General features: G+C 68.4%; 17 protein-coding genes. 14 read left to right on the forward strand and 3 right to left on the reverse strand.

The features are described from left to right. Window positions 1-83: 83 nt before the first annotated feature. From BEP68_RS13585 to BEP68_RS13595, 3 genes are read left to right on the forward strand one after another with little or no spacing between them, the layout of a single operon-like run. The gene (locus BEP68_RS13585) at window positions 84-452 is read left to right on the forward strand and encodes a PLD nuclease N-terminal domain-containing protein (protein WP_053097541.1); all 369 of its coding nucleotides are present in this window, start codon (window positions 84-86) and stop codon (window positions 450-452) included. Beyond that, window positions 449-2,113 carry a 2-succinyl-5-enolpyruvyl-6-hydroxy-3-cyclohexene-1-carboxylic-acid synthase gene (gene menD / locus BEP68_RS13590; RefSeq protein WP_187250304.1) on the forward strand — a complete coding sequence of 555 codons (1,665 nt, stop codon included), beginning with the start codon at window positions 449-451 and terminating at the stop codon, window positions 2,111-2,113. Before BEP68_RS13585 ends, menD begins: the two co-directional genes overlap by 4 nt. 44 nt (window positions 2,114-2,157) lie before the next feature. Next, a complete protein-coding gene (locus BEP68_RS13595) occupies window positions 2,158-3,000 on the forward strand; it encodes a polyphosphate kinase 2 family protein (protein WP_187250305.1) in 843 nt (280 codons plus the stop codon). Window positions 3,001-3,022: 22 nt separating this feature from the next. On the opposite strand, the gene BEP68_RS13600 is transcribed toward BEP68_RS13595, so the two are convergent. After that, a complete protein-coding gene (locus tag BEP68_RS13600; protein ID WP_187250306.1) occupies window positions 3,023-4,288 on the reverse strand; it encodes an isochorismate synthase MenF in 1,266 nt (421 codons plus the stop codon). A 62-nt stretch (window positions 4,289-4,350) separates the two neighbouring features. Here BEP68_RS13600 and BEP68_RS13605 point away from each other — a divergent pair, with 62 nt between their 5' ends. From BEP68_RS13605 to BEP68_RS13630, 6 genes are all read left to right on the forward strand, one after another. Further along, window positions 4,351-4,914 carry a hypothetical protein gene (locus BEP68_RS13605; RefSeq protein WP_187250307.1) on the forward strand — a complete coding sequence of 188 codons (564 nt, stop codon included), beginning with the start codon at window positions 4,351-4,353 and terminating at the stop codon, window positions 4,912-4,914. 56 nt (window positions 4,915-4,970) lie between these two features. Next, complete coding sequence (locus BEP68_RS13610) at window positions 4,971-5,630, forward strand: ubiquinone/menaquinone biosynthesis methyltransferase (protein WP_222839434.1); 660 nt, start codon at window positions 4,971-4,973, stop codon at window positions 5,628-5,630. Between the two features lie 45 nt (window positions 5,631-5,675). Further along, the gene (locus BEP68_RS13615) at window positions 5,676-6,737 is read left to right on the forward strand and encodes a polyprenyl synthetase family protein (RefSeq protein ID WP_053097535.1); all 1,062 of its coding nucleotides are present in this window, start codon (window positions 5,676-5,678) and stop codon (window positions 6,735-6,737) included. A 58-nt stretch (window positions 6,738-6,795) separates the two neighbouring features. Beyond that, complete coding sequence (locus BEP68_RS13620; RefSeq protein WP_053097534.1) at window positions 6,796-8,169, forward strand: FAD-dependent oxidoreductase; 1,374 nt, start codon at window positions 6,796-6,798, stop codon at window positions 8,167-8,169. A gap of 62 nt (window positions 8,170-8,231) precedes the next feature. Beyond that, window positions 8,232-9,281 carry a hypothetical protein gene (locus BEP68_RS13625; protein WP_187250309.1) on the forward strand — a complete coding sequence of 350 codons (1,050 nt, stop codon included), beginning with the start codon at window positions 8,232-8,234 and terminating at the stop codon, window positions 9,279-9,281. Between the two features lie 27 nt (window positions 9,282-9,308). Further along, complete coding sequence (locus tag BEP68_RS13630) at window positions 9,309-10,322, forward strand: alpha/beta hydrolase (RefSeq protein WP_187250310.1); 1,014 nt, start codon at window positions 9,309-9,311, stop codon at window positions 10,320-10,322. Window positions 10,323-10,349: 27 nt separating this feature from the next. Here the strand turns inward: BEP68_RS13630 and BEP68_RS13635 are convergent, their stop codons facing one another. Then, on the reverse strand, window positions 10,350-10,985 hold the full coding sequence (locus tag BEP68_RS13635; protein ID WP_053097531.1) for a GntR family transcriptional regulator: 636 nt from the start codon (window positions 10,983-10,985) through the stop codon (window positions 10,350-10,352). A 432-nt stretch (window positions 10,986-11,417) separates the two neighbouring features. Next, a complete protein-coding gene (locus BEP68_RS13640; RefSeq protein WP_053097515.1) occupies window positions 11,418-11,906 on the reverse strand; it encodes a YajQ family cyclic di-GMP-binding protein in 489 nt (162 codons plus the stop codon). Window positions 11,907-12,094: 188 nt separating this feature from the next. Between BEP68_RS13640 and BEP68_RS13645 the strand changes: the two genes are divergently transcribed. The 5 genes from BEP68_RS13645 (at window position 12,095) to BEP68_RS13665 (ending at window position 17,263) form a co-directional block, all read left to right on the forward strand. Then, a complete protein-coding gene (locus tag BEP68_RS13645) occupies window positions 12,095-13,303 on the forward strand; it encodes a maltose ABC transporter substrate-binding protein (RefSeq protein ID WP_053097514.1) in 1,209 nt (402 codons plus the stop codon). Between the two features lie 66 nt (window positions 13,304-13,369). Continuing rightward, window positions 13,370-14,974, forward strand: coding sequence for an ABC transporter permease subunit (locus tag BEP68_RS13650; RefSeq protein ID WP_056279698.1), 1,605 nt, complete (start codon window positions 13,370-13,372; stop codon window positions 14,972-14,974). Window position 14,975: 1 nt separating this feature from the next. Then, entirely contained in the window at window positions 14,976-15,902 is a 927-nt protein-coding gene (locus BEP68_RS13655) for a sugar ABC transporter permease (RefSeq protein WP_187250311.1), read from the forward strand. A 72-nt stretch (window positions 15,903-15,974) separates the two neighbouring features. Further along, the gene (locus tag BEP68_RS13660) at window positions 15,975-16,127 is read left to right on the forward strand and encodes a hypothetical protein (RefSeq protein ID WP_171821933.1); all 153 of its coding nucleotides are present in this window, start codon (window positions 15,975-15,977) and stop codon (window positions 16,125-16,127) included. A gap of 98 nt (window positions 16,128-16,225) precedes the next feature. After that, a complete protein-coding gene (locus BEP68_RS13665; RefSeq protein WP_053097511.1) occupies window positions 16,226-17,263 on the forward strand; it encodes a hypothetical protein in 1,038 nt (345 codons plus the stop codon).

Here is a 17,263-nt window from a genome sequence, read left to right on the forward strand (position 1 = left end):
GCGCAGTCTAACAATCGGGCATCGGCGCCCGCGCTGAGCGCCCAGGCAGATCCACGCGACACAGACCCGCCTACACTGGAGGGGTGGCGAGACTGTTGATCGTTGGCGGCTTCCTGGCCGCCATATTCTGGGTGTACAGCATCGTCGACTGCGCAGTGCAGCCGCCGACGCGACACCGGGGTGTGCCCAAGGCCGCCTGGATCGCCATCGTCATCCTCATCCCGGTCATCGGGGGCATCCTCTGGTTCACGATCGGCCGACGCCGCGCGAACGACAACGGCGGAGCGATCACGATCATCGCGCCCGACGACGACCCCCAGTTCCTCCGCAGCATCAGCAAGAGCGAGCAGGATGCGCGCATCCGCCGTCTCGAGGAGGAGCTCGCTCGTCTCGAGGACGAGACCGACGACGGAGCCGCACCGGACGGTACGGCGCCGGACGCGCGTCCGTGACGTCATCGCCCGCGACGGATGCTGCGGCATCCCTGATCGCCGACCTGATCGGCCACGGCGTGCGCGATCTCGTGCTCTCGCCGGGGTCTCGATCTCAGGCGCTCGCGCTCGCCGCGGTGCATGCCGCGAATCAGGGGCAGCTGCGTCTGCACGTGCGCATCGACGAGAGGGTCGCAGGATTCACCGCGCTCGGTCTCTCGCGTGAGACGGGTGTGCCCGCGGCGGTGCTCTGCACTTCGGGGACCGCTGCCGGCAACCTCCTTCCCGCAGCGATGGAGGCCTTCCACTCGGGGGTGCCGCTGCTGCTCCTGACGGCCGATCGGCCGCCCGAGCTGCGCGGAGTGGGAGCCAATCAGGCCACCATCCAGCTGGGCATGTTCGCCTCCTGGGTGCGCGAGCAGATCGATGCCCCCGTGCCGGGCGACGGTGACTGGGCGGGTCTCGCGATGCGCGCCGTCGCCGCGGCGATGGGCGCGGATGCCACCCACGGTCTGGCGGGTGTCGCCGGCCCCGTGCACCTGAACCTGCCGTCGCGCGAGCCGCTGTCGGGCGACGTCCCGACCGTCGACATCGTGCCGGGCGACGTGCCCAGACCGGTGTCGGCAGAAGCGCTCCTGCTCGAGCGGGGGCCGCGCACGGTCGTCATCGCCGGCGCCGACGCGGGACCGGATGCCGAAGAGATCGCGCACGCCGGATCCTGGCCGTTGATCGCCGAGATCGTCAGCGGTGCGCGCTTCGGCCGCCAGGTCGTGCACGGCTATCGCGCGCTGTTGGGCGACCACGAGCTGGGCGGTCGCATCGAGCGCGCCGTCGTGCTCGGGCACCCGACGCTCAGCCGTGAGGTGGCTCGCCTGCTGTCGCGGCCGGATGTCGACGTGATCGCCGTCCGACGTGGCGGCGAGGCTCTCGATCTCAACGGCCGCACGACGGCCGCGGCGTCCGTGTCGGTCGCACCCGGCGTCGCCGACCGCGAGTGGCTCGGTGCGTGGCTCACGGCATCCGCGGCTCACGCCGTCGATCTCAGCGAGCGGGCGCCCGACCAGGACGGTCTCACGTCGACCGATCCGTCGGCGCGGCGCGACGCGGTGAAGGCCGAGCTGGCGGCGGTGCGCCGGCCGCTCGACCGTGAGTTGCTCGCCGACGCCGTCTGGCGGGCGACCTGGCCGCACGATCGACTCGTCTTCGGCTCGTCGCGGCTCGTGCGGGTGGCCGATGCGGTGCTCGGTGGCAAGAAGGTCCCGGTGCACGCCAACCGCGGGCTCGCGGGGATCGACGGCACGATCGCCACCGCCACGGGCATCGCGCTCGCCAGTCAGGCCGCGGGAGCGCCCGGGGTCACCCGCGTGCTGCTCGGCGATCTGACTTTCCTGCACGATGTCGGCGCCCTGCTGCTCCCGCCCGACGAGCACGAGCCTCGCATCCAGGTCATCGTGGGCAACGACGGCGGCGGCACGATCTTCGACGGCCTCGAGGTCGCGGGCACGGCGGATCGGGCCGATCTCGATCGCGCGTTCTACACGCCCCATGCCGTGCGGCTCGAGCAGCTGGCACTCGCCTACGGATGGGAGTACCAGCGCGTGACGACCCGCACGGCACTCGACCAGGCCCTCACCACCCCGGCCGGTGGCCGTCAGCTGATCGAGGTCCCGCTGTCCCGCTGAGGATCTTCGCCTCCGCTGCGGATGCGCAGTGGCAGGATGAACGCATGACAGCGCATGAGTGGGCCAAGGCCCTCCAGGTCGGCGACGGATTCCGCCTCTCCGACCTCGATCCGCAGAGCACACCCGGCTACAGCGGCGCGAAAGCCGACGGCAAGCGCGATCTCGAGGCGGGCCTCGACGAGCTCAATCAGCTGCAGGAGCGGCTCTTCGCCGAGAGCCGCGTCGGCGTGGCGAAGGACTCGGTGCTGCTGATCCTGCAGGCGATGGACTCCGCGGGCAAGGGAGGCATCGTGCGCCACGTGGTCGGCGGGGTCGATCCGCAGGGCGTCGCACTCACGGCGTTCAAGGCGCCGACCGACGAAGAGCTCGAGCACGACTTCCTGTGGCGTGTGTCCAGGCGCCTCCCGGAGCCCGGGTTCATCGGCGTCTTCGACCGCTCGCACTACGAGGACGTGCTGATCGGTCGGGTGCGTTCGCTGGCCCCGGCGGACCAGATCGAGCGCCGGTACGACGCGATCAACGAGTTCGAGGCCGCGGTCGCCGCATCGGGCACGCGCATCGTCAAGGTCATGCTGCACATCTCGCCCGACGAGCAGAAGTCGAGACTGATGGAGCGGCTCGAGCGACCCGACAAGCACTGGAAGTACAACCCGGGCGATGTCGACGAGCGACTGCTGTGGGACGACTACATGGCGGCGTATCAGATCATGTTCGAGCGCACCTCGACCGAGCCGGCTCCGTGGCATGTGATCCCGGCGAACCACAAGTGGTTCGCCCGCCTCGCCGTGCAGGAGCTGCTGCTCGACGCGCTGCAGCGCATCGATCCGCAGTGGCCGGCGGCCGACTTCGATGTCGACGCGGAGAAGGAGCGCCTCGCGGCGAGCTGACCGCGGGCGGTCCGGGCGCGGGTCAGGCGAGCGCGTCGACCAGCGGACGGAACTTGACCCGGGTCTCGAGCAGCTCCGACTCGGGGTCGGAGCCTGCGACGATGCCTGCGCCCGCGTAGGCGGTGACGGCGATGTCGGTCTCGGCGGGGGTGAACTGCGCGCAGCGCAGCGCGATCGCCCACTCGCCGTTGCCGGCCGCGTCGACCCATCCCACTGGACCGGCGTACCGCCCACGGTCGAACGGCTCGAGCTCGCGGATAGCCGCGATCGCCGCAGACGTCGGGGTGCCGGCCACGGCGGCGGTCGGATGCAGGGCCCCGACCAGGTCGAGTGACGAGCCGCCATCGGCCAGCTCGCCCTCGACGTCGGTCGCCAGGTGGAAGAGGTTCGGCAGCTTGAGCAGGAACGGCTGCTCGCTCGCCGCCAGTGCGCGGGTGTGCGGACGCAGCGAGGCCAGCACGCTCTGCACCGCGTACTCGTGCTCGTCGAGGTCCTTGGTGCTCGAGGCCAGGTGGCTGGATGCGACGGTGTCGGCATCCGCGTCGGCTCCGCGTCCGATCGTTCCGGCGAGCACGCGGGCGGTGACGGTGCGCTGCTGCACGGTGACGAGGGTCTCGGGACTCGCGCCGATCAGCCCGTCGACCGCGAACGCCCAGGTGTCGGGGTATCCGGTCGACAGCGCGCGCACGAGCCGGCGCAGGTCGGAACCGACCGGGATGCTGCCGGTGAGGTCGCGTGCGAGCACGACCTTGCTGAGCTCGCCGGCGGCGATGCGTTCGAGTGCCTGGCGCACCGAGTCCTGATAGCCCTGCGGGCTCTGGGCACCGGGGCCGACGGTGCCGGCCCAGTGCGGGCCGTAGGCGATCGTCGCCGCTTCTGGCCGCGGCGCGGGCGCGGGTGCCGACGCCGAGGACGAGCGGATGCGGGTGAGCCAGGTGCGCCCGTGGTGTCGACCGATCACGAGCGCCGGCACGACGAGGATGCTGTCGGCGGCGGAGTCCTCGTCGAAGGTCAGCGCACCGAAGGCGACCAGTCCGGAGCCGGGGAGACCGAGCTCGTCATCGATCTCGGCATCCTGCGCGAGCTCTCGCCATGCCCGAGCGATCGCAGCGGATCGCAGGGCCGCTGCGCCGGCGGGGATGCGGACCGTCTCGACGATGGCGTCGCCGACGGCGACGATGCCGTCGCCGCGGCGCAGCCAGGCGAGAGGCCGCGACGGGTCGGCGTAGGCCAGGAGATCCTCGACCGGATCGATCTCACGGGTCTCCACGACCAGCCTGCTGCTCACCCCTCCAGCCTAGTTCGTCACCCGTCGACCGGGATGTGAGAGGCCACGCCTACGCTGAGTGCATGAGCGACGTCCGCCCCGCACCCGGCACCGAGATGATCTTCCAGTGGCGCAAGTGGGACGGGTCTCCGCACTGGCGTCATGAGTGCGTGTACCTCGGCGCCGACGAATGGGGCGACTGGCTCGGCCAGCCCGTCGGCTGGTCGAGCGCTCGACCGGGCGCGGGCTACATCGCCGAGGCCCCCAATGTCACGCTCGTGCCGAGGCGGCCCGACTTCGCCCTGACCGTGAACCGTGACCACCCGAAGGGCATGCGGATCTACATCGACATCGGATGGGAGGTGCGCTGGTCGGACGACCCGCTCCTCGCCGTCGGCATCGACATGGACCTCGACGTCGTGCGGGTCGAGGGTCCGCGCGGCACATGGGTCGACGACCGCGACGAGTGGGCCGAGCACAGCGTGAGCTACGGATACCCCGCCGAGATCATGACCGGACTCGAGGCTCTGGCCCTCGATCTCGAGCTGCGGGTGCGCGAGCGCATCGCCCCTTTCGACGATGCCACGCCGGATCTGTGGCTCGACCGCCTCGACGCGCTGCACCTCGCGCCTAGACTGGGCGTGTGACCTCGAACGAAGCCAACCGCGCCGATCTCGGCAAGGACCCCGCCCGCATCAGCGGCATGTTCGACCAGGTCGCCGCGGGCTACGACCGGACGAATACGGCGATGACGGTCGGCAACGACGCGCTCTGGCGCGCGGCCACGACGAGGGCCGTCGCCCCGAAGCCGGGGGAGAAGATCCTCGACCTCGGTGCGGGCACCGCGTCCTCGTCGGCATCCCTCGCCCGCAGCGGTGCGCAGGTCGTCGCCGCCGACTTCTCGCCGGGCATGCTCGCCGAGGGGCAGCGCCGCCACGGCAGCATCCGCAATCTCTCGTTCGTGCAGGCGGATGCCACCGATCTGCCGTTCGACGACGGCGAGTTCGACGCCGTCACCATGTCGTACGCGCTGCGCAACGTCAACGACCCGAAGAAGGCGCTGCGTGAGCTGCTGCGCGTCACGAAGCCGGGCGGTCGTCTGGTGATCAACGAGTTCTCGACCCCGCCGGGCTCCGTCTTCCGCGCCGCGTACCGGTTCTACAACTCGCAGGTGCTTCCTCGGGTGGCTCGCGTCGCCGGCACCAACGGCGACGCCTACGACTACCTGAACGAGTCGATCCGTGACTGGCCCGACCAGAAGAAGCTCGCCGCGTGGATCCGCGAGGCCGGGTGGACCGAGGTCGAATACCGCAACCTCTCGTTCGGTATCGTCGCGCTGCACCGGGCGTTCAAGCCCGCGTGAATGCGACGCGCGTACCCGCCCAGCTGACGACGGTAGGCTGAGACCGTGACTTCGAGCCGCGTAGCCCCGGGTTCGCGACTGGCGAGCCGTCTCGGTTTCAGCGACCGTGTCTTCATCGGCACCGCCGGTCGACGCATCGCACAGGCGATCGAAGACGGGCTCGAGCTCGTCGAGACCGGTCTTGCCGACGACGTGCGTGTGGCCGATCCGCTCGCCGATGCCGCCAGCCGCTATCTGTACGAGGCGGGGGGCAAGCGCATCCGCCCCGTGCTGACGCTGCTCGCGGCCCAGCTCGGCGACGGCAACACCGATCAGGTGATCGATGTCGCGAAGGCGCTCGAGATCACCCATCTCGGCTCGCTGTATCACGACGACGTCATGGACGGTGCGGATCGCCGTCGCGGAGTGCCCGCGGCGCAGACCGTGTGGGGCAACAACATCGCGATCCTGACCGGCGACATCCTCTTCTCCCGTGCGAGCCAGCTGATGTCGCGTCTGGGCGAGCGGGCCATCCGGCTGCAGGCCGACACCTTCGAGCGCCTCGTCCTCGGACAGATGCACGAGACGATCGGCGCTCAGCCCGACGATGATCCCATCGAGTTCTACCTCCAGGTGCTGGCCGACAAGACCGGCTCTCTCATCGCCGCGGCGACGCAGGGCGGCGTGATCTTCTCCAACGCACCGTCGGAGTACGAAGAGCCGCTGCGCGTGTACGGCGAGAAGATCGGCGTCGCCTTCCAGCTGCTCGACGACGTGATCGACCTGTCGGCGAAGCCCGAGGACACCGGCAAGGTGCCGGGCACCGACCTGCGGGCCGGGGTTCCGACGATGCCGTACCTGCTGCTGAAGGCCGAGGCCGATGATGCCTCGATCGGTCTCGCCGCTCGCATCGACGACGGGGTGGCGCGCATCGCCGAAGGGGCCGACCCCGCGATCCTCGACGGACCGCTGACCGAGCTCCGCGACCACGTCGGAACGCAGAAGACCCTCGCGCTCGCGCACTCCTGGACCCAGGATGCGATCGACGCGCTCGCCCCGCTCCCGCGTGGCACCGTGCGCGAAGCGCTCACTCGTTTCGCAGAGACCCTCGTCGAACGCTCCAGCTGATCGCATCGCGGCCCTCGGCCGCGTGCGCCGGGCGTGACGGCATACGAAAGGACCCCTTATGACCAAGCTCAGACTGGCCATCGTCGGAGCGGGCCCCGCCGGCATCTACGCAGCAGACATCCTGCTGAAGGCCGAGCGCAAGTTCGACGTCTCCATCGATCTCTTCGAGCAGCTCCCCGCCCCCTACGGCCTGGTCCGCTACGGCGTCGCACCCGACCACCCGCGCATCAAGGGCATCGTCAACGCGCTGCGCGATGTGCTCGACCGCGGTGACATCCGGCTGTTCGGCAACGTGCGGTTCGGCGAGGACATCACCCTCGACGACCTGAAGAAGCACTACAACGCGGTCATCTTCGCCACCGGCGCGATCCGTGACACGACGCTCGACATCCCCGGTATCGACGCGGTCGGCGCCTACGGGGCAGCAGACTACGTGAGCTGGTTCGACGGCCACCCCGATGTGCCGCGCGAGTGGCCGCTCGACGCCGCATCCGTCGGTGTGCTGGGCAACGGCAACGTCGCTCTCGACGTCGCCCGCATGCTGGCGAAGCACGCCGAAGACCTGCTCGTCACCGAGGTGCCGGAGAACGTCTACGAGGGTCTCAAGGCGAGCGCCGTCACCGATGTGCACGTGTTCGGACGCCGCGGACCCGCTCAGGTCAAGTTCACCCCGCTCGAGCTGCGTGAGCTCGGCGAGCTGCGTGACGTCGACATGGTCGTCTACGACGAGGACTTCGACTACGACGAGGCGTCGAAAGACGCGGTGGCCAGCAACAAGCAGGTCATGGTGATCGACCGCATCCTGCAGTCGTGGCGCAAGCGCGACTCGGTCAACAATGCGGGAGGCACGGCATCGCGTCGTCTGCACCTGCACTTCTGGGCCCGCCCGGTCGAGGTCCGCAAGGACGACGCCGGTCGCGTCGCGGCCCTCGTCTACGAGCGCACGAAGCCCGACGGACAGGGCGGAGCCGTGGGCACGGGCGAGATGCGCGAGGTTCCGCTGCAGGCGCTCTACCGCGCCATCGGCTACTTCGGCTCGCCGCTTCCGGGCGTTCCGTTCGACAAGAAGCACGGCGTCATCCCCAACCGCGAGGGCCAGGTGCTCGCCAAGGACTCGAACCAGCAGATGCCCGGCATCTACGCGACAGGGTGGATCAAGCGCGGGCCGGTGGGCCTGATCGGCCACACCAAGTCGGATGCCATGGAGACCGTGCGGCACATCATCAACGACCAGGGCTCGTGGTGGCACCCGGAGGACCCGTCTGAAGAGGCGATCCCCGCCCTGCTGCTCGAGCGCGGTGTGAAGTGGACCGACCTCGAAGGCTGGCACCGGCTCGACGAGCATGAGGTCGCTCTCGGTGCGCCGCACGAGCGCGCGCGCGTCAAGGTCGTGCCGCGTGATGAGATGGTGCGCGTCTCCCGCGGAGAGTGACCGACGCCGGATCGTTGTCGGCACCCGGTGCGCCTGCGGGGCGGCATCCGTAGGGTGAAGGGATGCGACTGCGATCCCTGATCGTCCTCGGCACCGCCGCTCTGCTGCTGGTGTCAGGGTGCACTGCCGAGCCGGCCGCCGAGCCGAAGCCATCAGGGTCGCCGTCTGTGACGGCGTCGTCGACCGGCACACCGTCCCCGACGCCGGCGCCCATCGTCGAACCGGCGGCGGCGTTCGATGTGACGTGCGACGACGTCGCCGCCACCATGGCCGAACTCGTGGGGGAGCCGTCGACGCCGGTCGCACCGGCGCTGTCGCTGGTGTCTGCGATGGGCTGGCTGCCGGGCCCCGGGCAGTACATGTTCCAGCGCGCAGGGGGGATCGCGTGCTCCGCGGGTGACACGGAGCGCAGCTGGGAAGTCACGATCGTGCCGGATGCTCAGGCTGTGATCGCCGGCGCGACCGAGCGTCAGGGCTTCTGGGGTGAGCAGGCGAGTTGCGAGGGCGGGCGCTGCGGCTTCGAGCTTCCCGACGGAGACGTGCTGCTGTCGGCCACCGTCGTCGACCCCGATCTGGGAGCGGATGACACCGCTCCGATCGAAGAGGCGCTGCGTCGGATCGCCGCCTCAGCGGCTGCGAGCCTGCGCGAGGTCGACTACGTCGAGAGCGACATCGTCGGTGCGCCGTGCGAGCGCTTCATCACACCGGAGCAGGTGAATGCCGAATTCGGAGTGACGGATGCCGCGCTCTTCTCGGACTTCGGCGGCTGGGGCATCCCTGCGGAGGTGTACGAGGTCGTCAACGGATCGCGCATCTGCTATTTCAAGTCGGCCGGGAGCGAGTACGAAGGATCCAGCTATCTGATGCTCACGACGCTTCCCGCCGGGGCATGGGCGTTCGAGAAGATCGACGGCGACCCCGTCGAACTCGAGGGAGCCGATGCCGCCACGGCGAGCACGGGTGCGAACGGCGAGAAGATCGTCGACGTGCGAGTCGGTCCGGACTGGATCCGGCTGGTGACCTTCGACAACGGAGCCGGGGCCGCTGATCCGGCACCACTCGCGCAGCAGGTCGTGCGCAGCCTCACGGGCGGACACACCGCTCCCCAGTAGTCGACACCGTTTCGATAGCCTGGCGGCATGCCTGAGTGGATACCGGACGTCCTCGGCGACGAGTTCGAGCAGCTCACGCTCGAGCTCGGCGAGGACGATGAGGGACCGCTCGTCGCCACGCTCGTGCGTGCGGTGCCGCGGGACCGGCCCTGGTGGGACCGGCTGCGCGGGCAGAGCCTCCCGCTGGCCGATGTCGACGTGCTCTATGTGCACGGCTGGTCGGACTACTTCTTCCAGAAGCGGCTCGCTCGCTTCTGGACGTCTCGCGGGGCGCGCTTCTTCGCGCTCGACCTGCGCAAGTACGGCCGGAGTCTGCGCGATGGGCAGACTCCCGGCTACATCACCGACCTCGTCGCGTATGACGAGGACATCGCCGCGGCTCTGTCCGCGATGGGGCACGGGACTGGAGCCGCGGCATCCCCCCGGCGGCTCGTGCTGCTCGGCCACTCGACCGGCGGACTCACCCTGAGCCTGTGGGCGTCGCGGCACCCCGAGACAGCGGATGCCGTGATCCTGAACAGCCCCTGGCTCGAGTTCCAGGTCGCTTCCGCCCGCCCGCTCATCGCTCCGGTCGCCGAGCTGCAGGCCAGGTGGGCCCCTCGGGAGGTCGCGCCGCAGGTCGATCTCGGCTTCTACACCCGCGCGCAGCAGGAGGTCGCCGACCCCGACGATCCGGTCGAGGTGAACCTCCTCTGGCGTCCGGCGCAGACGATGGCCGTCCACGCGGGGTGGTTCCACGCGATACTCACCGGACACGCCAAGGTCGCGGCGGGGCTGACGATCGACGCGCCCGTGTGCGTGCTGCTGTCCGCGCGCTCAGCGACGCCCACGCGATGGTCGGAGGACCTCACCCGAGCAGACTCGGTCTTGGTCGTCGACGACATCGCGCGGGCGTCGCTGAAGCTCGGTCCGTCTGTCACTGTCGAGCGCATCGACGGAGCCCTGCACGACGTCTTCCTCTCGCGGCATGGGGCCAGAGAGGAAGCGTATCGCCGCCTCGACCGATGGGTCAGAGGCTGGACGGCCGCGCGCCGACAGTGATCAGGCGCAGTGTGTCCGACCCAGTGGTCAGACGTAGTGCATCAGACGTGCCTGCTGCTCGGCCTCGTCGGCATCGCCGCGCAGCACCGCGTCGTGGAAGTCCCGGTAGACCTGGAGCATGCGCTCGCGGTCGTTCTCGGGCACGCTCCAGCCGCGGAGATTGCGGAAGAGAGCCATGCTCGCGTCGTTGATCAGCACCTGGTGCTGCGCGTTACGACTGCGCGCGCTGAGGAACGAGAACACCGCCCACCGTGTGTTGGAGATGTGCACGTCGTCGTCGAGCGCCGTGTACATCTCCTCGACCAGTGCGGCGAGACTCTCGCGGTCCTGCTGGCTCATCCGTGCGACGCCCATCCGCGCGGCCATCCCCGCCTGATACCCCGCGAACTCGAGCGTCTGCTCGACGGTCTCTGCCGTGACGGCGGTGACCTCGGTGTATCTGCTCGGGTACATCGTCACGAGCCCGAGACGCTCGAGACGCTGTAACGCCTCTCGCACCGGAGTCCGTGACACATGCAGTTCTTCGGCGACGTCGACATCGCGGATGCGATACCCCGGCTCCAGCACACCGTCGACGATCTGCGCGCCGATGTGCTGAAACACCTCCTCCGCCAAGAGCTGCTTGCTTTCTCGAATACTCGTCATCGAGTTGTTGGTGTTCATGGACTGCCCCCAGTTGCTTTCCAGATCCGGGCTCCCCATGATGTGCCCGGACGGCCACTACATCACGAAGTGGATCGCGATGCCAATAATCCACAGACGAGTTTTCCGACGATCACGCAGGCGCTTGTCGTCGGCGCGTCGTCGCAGGATTGAGTACGGGTGATTCTGTGGTCGGCGAGTGTTGGGACACTCGCCGACCACAGACGATGGCGTGCACGGAGCTGAACTGCGCCCAGTCCCCACAAGGCGGGAACCGCGATCCGCGAAGCGCGGAACCGTGGTTCGGCAGCGCGTCATGCATCGCCGCATCGTCTGTCGCATCGGGACGCGACTGCATCCAGTCTCGGTCACTCCGACCCATATATCGGAATGGGATCCGAGGGCACAGAAAAGGGGACGGATGCGGCGGCATCCGTCCCCTGCGTTGTGGGATCAGCGGTAGTTGATGAACTGCAGGTCGAGATCGAGATCCGCGCCCTTGAGCAGCGCGATCACCGACTGGAGGTCGTCGCGGCTCTTCGACTGCACGCGCAGCTCGTCGCCCTGGATCTGGCTCTTCACGCCCTTCGGACCCTCGTCGCGGATGAGCTTGTTGATCTTCTTCGCGTTCTCCGAGGAGATGCCGTCCTTGAGGGTCGAGACGATGCGGAACTCCTTGCCGCTGGCGAAGGGTTCGCCCGACTCGAGGCTCTTGAGCGAGATGCCGCGCTTGATGAGCTTCGACTGGAAGACGTCGAGAACGGCCTTCGCGCGCTCCTCGGTGCCGGCGATGATCAGGATCTGCTCACCGCTCCAGGCGATGGAGGCGCCCGTGCCCTTGAAGTCGTAGCGCTGCTCGATCTCCTTGCGCGCCTGGTTCAGGGCGTTCTCGGCCTCCTGGTGATCCACTTTCGAGACGATGTCAAAGGAACTGTCAGCCATACGCAAAGTGTATCGACACCGCCGTTTTCACGCTCGCTTGGAAGCGCTTCCATCGACTCTCACGCACCAATCCGCGGTTACAGCTTGATATCGAAGGGCTTTTGCATTGCGATTCCCGTCGTTCTCGATGCATACTGTAAGCGCTTGCAGTCCTTGCAGGCCACCAGTACTCAGAGAGGCACACACCAATGAAGGTGAACAAGAGGGGCATCGTCGCCGCCGGCGTCATCGCGATCGTTTCGACTCTTTCCCTGGCCGGTTGCTCGACCGCGACCGACGGCGGCGACGCATCCGAGGGTGAGAACGGCGGCACGCTGACCGTCTGGGTCGACGCCGAGCGCGTCGACGCGCTGCAGAGCGCCGCCGACTCCTACGAGGAGAAGACCGGAGTCAAGGTCGAGCTCGTCGGCAAGTCCGTCGACGACATGAAGGATGACTTCATCCAGCAGGTGCCGACCGGCAAGGGCCCCGATGTGGTCATGGGCGCGCACGACTGGCTCGGAGAGCTCTCGACCAACGGCGTGGTCGCCCCGCTCGAGCTCGGCGACTCGTCGGCCGACTACCTGCCCGTCGCCCTTCAGGCGGCGACCTACGACGGAACCGTCTACATGCTTCCCTACGCGGTCGAGAACATCGCCGTGCTGCGCAACGCCGACATGGTGCCCGCCGCCGCGACGAGCTTCGACGACATGGTCTCGAAGGGCGCGTTCGTCGTCGAGCAGGGCACCGAGGGCAACCCGTACCACCTGTACCCGTTCCAGACGGCGTTCGGCGCTCCGGTCTTCGGCACCGACGACTCGGGCAGCTACGACTCCGCAGATCTGCAGCTCGGCAGCGAGGGCGGAACGGCCTTCGCCGACTGGCTCGCCGCTCAGGGCGCCGCAGGCACGCTGAACACCGACGTCGACGGCGAGATCGCCAAGCAGCAGTTCCTCGACGGCACCGCGTCCTTCTGGCTGACCGGCCCGTGGAACGTCGGCGCCGCAGTCGACGCCGGCATCAACGTCGCGATCGACCCGATCCCCAGCCCCACGGGTGAGACCGCGTCGCCGTTCGCCGGTGTCAAGGGCTTCTTCGTGAGCTCCGAGTCGAAGAACAAGGTCGCCGCGAACGACTTCCTCGTGAACTACATCGGCACCGAAGAGGTGCAGCTCGAGCTGTTCGAGGCCGGCAACATCCTCCCCGCGCTGACGGCCGCCGCCGATTCCGCCGCCTCCGACCCGATCATCGCCGGCTTCCAGGCCGTCGGTGCGGATGCCGTCCCGATGCCCGCGATCCCCGCGATGGGATCGGTCTGGGAGTTCTGGGGCGTGGCCGAGGCCGCGATCATCAACGGCTCCGACCCGGCGTCGACGTGGCAGAAGCTCGTCGACGACGTCACCGCAGCGATCAAGTAAGACACCCAGCACCATCCCTGCCGGGGCGGACCTCGTCCGCCCCGGCAGCTCGACGACGGGGACGAGATGACAGACACCGCCGAGCCCACGGCTCCACTCACCAAGCGCCAGCGCCAGGCCGCCGGCATCGCCGAGGCCGCATCCGGGCCGATCGGCTGGATGCTCCTGAAGATCCTGCTGCTGGCGATCGTCGACGCCATCGCGCTGTATGCGGCGTTCGTCCTCTTCGGGCAGCAGGAGTGGCTGGTGCTCGGCCTGGTCGTGGCCGTCACCGTGCTCGTCAACTACATCTACTTCTCGCGCAAGCGCATCCCCGCGAAGTACCTCACGCCCGGCATCATCTTCCTGATCATCTTCCAGGTGTTCACGCTGCTGTACACCGGGTACATCGGCTTCACCAACTACGGCACCGGCCACAACGGCACGAAGGACCAGGCGATCTCGTCGCTCCTCGCCTCCGCCCAGGAGCGCGTGGAGGACTCCCCGACGTACCCGGTCACGGTCGTCGAGCAGTTCGGCACCTACGGCCTGCTGGTGACCGATCCCGACTCCGGCGACGCGCTGCTCGGCACGGCCGAGCAGCCCCTTGAGGAGGTCGACGCCGAGTTCGACGGCGACCAGGCTGTGGCCGTCGACGGCTGGACCACGCTGCCCCTCGCGAAGGTGTTCACGCTCTCGGAAGAGCTGGAGAAGCTCTCGGTGCCGTTCAGCGACGATCCCAACGACGGCAGCCTGCGTGCGCCCGACGGCCAGAAGGGCTACCTGTACGTCTCGACGCTCGAGTACGACGCGGATGCCGACACCATCACCGACACCACGACCGGCGCGGTGTACTCCGACACGGGGGAGGGGTCGTTCATCGCCGAGGACGGCGCCGAGCTGCTCCCCGGCTGGCAGACCACCGTCGGGTTCGACAACTTCGTGCGCGCGGTCACCGACGACTCCATCCGCGGCCCGCTCATCTCGGTGACGATCTGGACCTTCGTGTTCGCGGTGCTCTCCGTGGCGACGACGTTCTTCCTCGGCCTGCTCCTCGCGCTGGTGTTCAACAACACACGGATGCGATTCCGCAACGGGTACCGGATCATCCTGATCCTCCCGTACGCATTCCCCGCGTTCCTCTCCGCCCTCGTCTGGGCCGGGATGATGAACGAGAGCTTCGGCTTCATCAACCAGGTGATCTTCGGGGGAGCGGACATCCCGTGGCTCACCGATCCGAACCTCGCGAAGGTCTCGGTGCTGCTGGTGAACCTCTGGCTCGGCTTCCCCTACATGTTCCTCGTCTGCATGGGCGCCCTCCAGGGCATCCCCGAAGACGTCAACGAGGCCGCGGTGATGGACGGCGCCAACCCGTGGCAGGTCTTCCGGCGCATCAAGCTTCCGCTGCTGCTCGTCACGGTGGCGCCGCTGCTGATCTCGTCGTTCGCGTTCAACTTCAACAACTTCAACCTGATCTACATGCTGACCAAGGGCGGGCCGCGGTTCGACGATGTCAGCATCCCGGTCGGGCACACCGACATCCTGATCTCGATGGTCTACAAGGTGGCTTTCACGGGGCAGTCCCGCGACTACGGCCTCGCCTCCGCGTTCACGATCCTGATCTTCATCGTGGTCGCGACGATCTCGATCATCAGCTTCCGCAAGACCAAGGCCCTCGAGGAGCTGAACTGACATGAGCACCACGGACATCGGCACCACCGCCCGCACCGTCGCCGTCGAACAGAACTTCGCGCCGCGTCGCCGCAGCTTCGGCGCATGGTTCGCCGACACCGGATGGCGCCATGTGGTCGCCATCGTCGTCAGCGCCTTCGCGCTGTTCCCGCTGCTGTACGTCGTCTCGGCCTCGCTCAATCCGAGAGGAACACTGACCGGATCGAACCAGCTGTTCTCGGCGTTCGGCTTCGACAGCTACGTGCGCATCCTGAGCGACCCGCAGAACCCCTACGGGCTGTGGTTCCTGAACACGCTCGTCATCGCCGTGGTCACGGGAGCCGTGACGGTGTTCATCGGCGCCCTCGCGGCATACGCCTTCTCGCGCATGCGCTTCGCGGGTCGCCGCATCGGCCTCGTCACGATCGTCGTCGTGCAGATGTTCCCGCAGCTCCTCGCCGTGGTCGCGATCTTCCTGCTGATGTCGACGCTGGGGGACTGGTTCCCCGCGATCGGACTGAACACGCACACGGGGTTGATCCTCGTCTACCTCGGCGGCGCGCTCGGGGTGAACACCTACCTGATGTACGGGTTCTTCAACACCCTGCCGATGGAGCTCGATGAAGCGGCCCGCATCGACGGCGCCGGACACGCGCGCATCTTCTTCACGATGATCCTGCCGCTGGTCGCGCCGATCCTCGCGGTCGTCGCGCTGCTGTCGTTCATCGGCACGGTGAACGAGTACGTGATCGCGAGCGTCATGCTCGTCGATGTCGAGCAGCAGACCCTGGTCGTCGGTCTCACCAAGCTCGTCGCCAACCCGCGATACGCGGACTGGTCGGCCTTCTCGGCCGGCGCGGTGATGGCCGCCATCCCGGTGATGATCCTGTTCCTGTTCCTGCAGCGGTACATCGTCGGCGGACTGACCGCGGGCGCCACGAAGGGCTGATCCGCGATCATGGTCGCAGCGTTCGCGGCGTTGCGATCACCCGTCGTACGACGGCGGCCGTAACGTGATGACATGACGCGTGTGGCCGGGCGGAACGTGGCGATCAGCTGGGTCGCCGGAGTGCTGTGCGCGGGCGTGATCGGCGCTCTCGTCTGGTTCTCGATGCCGATCGTGCCGGTCGTCGCATCGTTCGTCGGCGACACCCTCCGTTCGACGCTTCCCTAGCGATCACGGGCTGCACGACACGTCGGCACGCCTCCCTCGGGGTGCGGTCGGGCGGCGGTAATCTCGCAATGCACACATCCGATGAGAGGCGCACCCCCATGAGTGACCCCGAGGTTCCCCAGCCCGAGCGGCCGAAGGACGTCAACGACGTCGTCGACAGCGCGAACGCTGGACTCGACGCCGCCGCCGCAGCGGGTGCAGGCGTGCATGGCACGCCCGCGGACGCTGCGCACGACACGTCGGCTCCGACACCTGCCCAGCCCGCCGTCGACCCGGATCTCGCCGCGTTCGAAGCCGCCGAGAAGGATCACCCCGGCACCTTCGCGACGCCCGAGCTCAACGACCCGAAGTACCTCGACGCAGACGACACGACGACGTCGCGGAACACGGATGCGGACACGACGAAGTCGTTCGGCACGGATGCGGACGCACCCCCCGCCTACACGCCGCCGGTCGCGCACGAGCAGTCCGCTCTCGCCGGAGCCGCGTACTCGTCGGCCGACCACACCGAGACCCGGATCGTCCCGTCCGAGCCTGCCGCCGCCGAACCGGTCATCGCGCCGGTCCAGCAGCAGCCGATCTTCGTCCAGGCTCCCGAGCCGCCCCGCGAGCGGGGAAACCGCGGCACCGCCGGTGCGATCGGTCTGCTCGCGACCGTCGCCTTCGCGATCCTCTACCTGGGTGCGACGCTCGGCCTTCGTGCCGTCGCGGGTGACATCACGGGCGAGAACATCGGCGAAGCGGCTCTCGCTCCGCTGATGACCTGGGGCTTCTGGGTCCCCGTCGTGGTGTTCTTCCTCGGCTTCTGGCTTCTCGGAGCGTTCATCAACCGCGGACGCTGGGGACTCTGGGTGGTCTTCGGCATCATCGTCGGGCTCATCGCCTACGGCGGACACATCCTCGGTGCTCTCTTCGAGGCGCCGTTCTGGCTGCTCACGGCTCGGGAGGGGAGCGAGCTCATCGGAGCCCAGCTCTTCCACCCGCTCGCCATCGCGGCGTTCGTCTTCGGCCGCGAGCTGACCATCTGGTTCGGCGCGTGGGTCGCCCGCAGCGGGGCGCGCAAGACCGAGCTCAACGCCGAGGCGCAGCGTGAGTACGAGCGCACGCTCGAGGCCGGTCCGACGCTCTCGAGGTAA

This window comes from Microbacterium sp. 4-7 (assembly GCF_014332665.1).
Classification (GTDB): Bacteria; Actinomycetota; Actinomycetes; order Actinomycetales; family Microbacteriaceae; genus Microbacterium.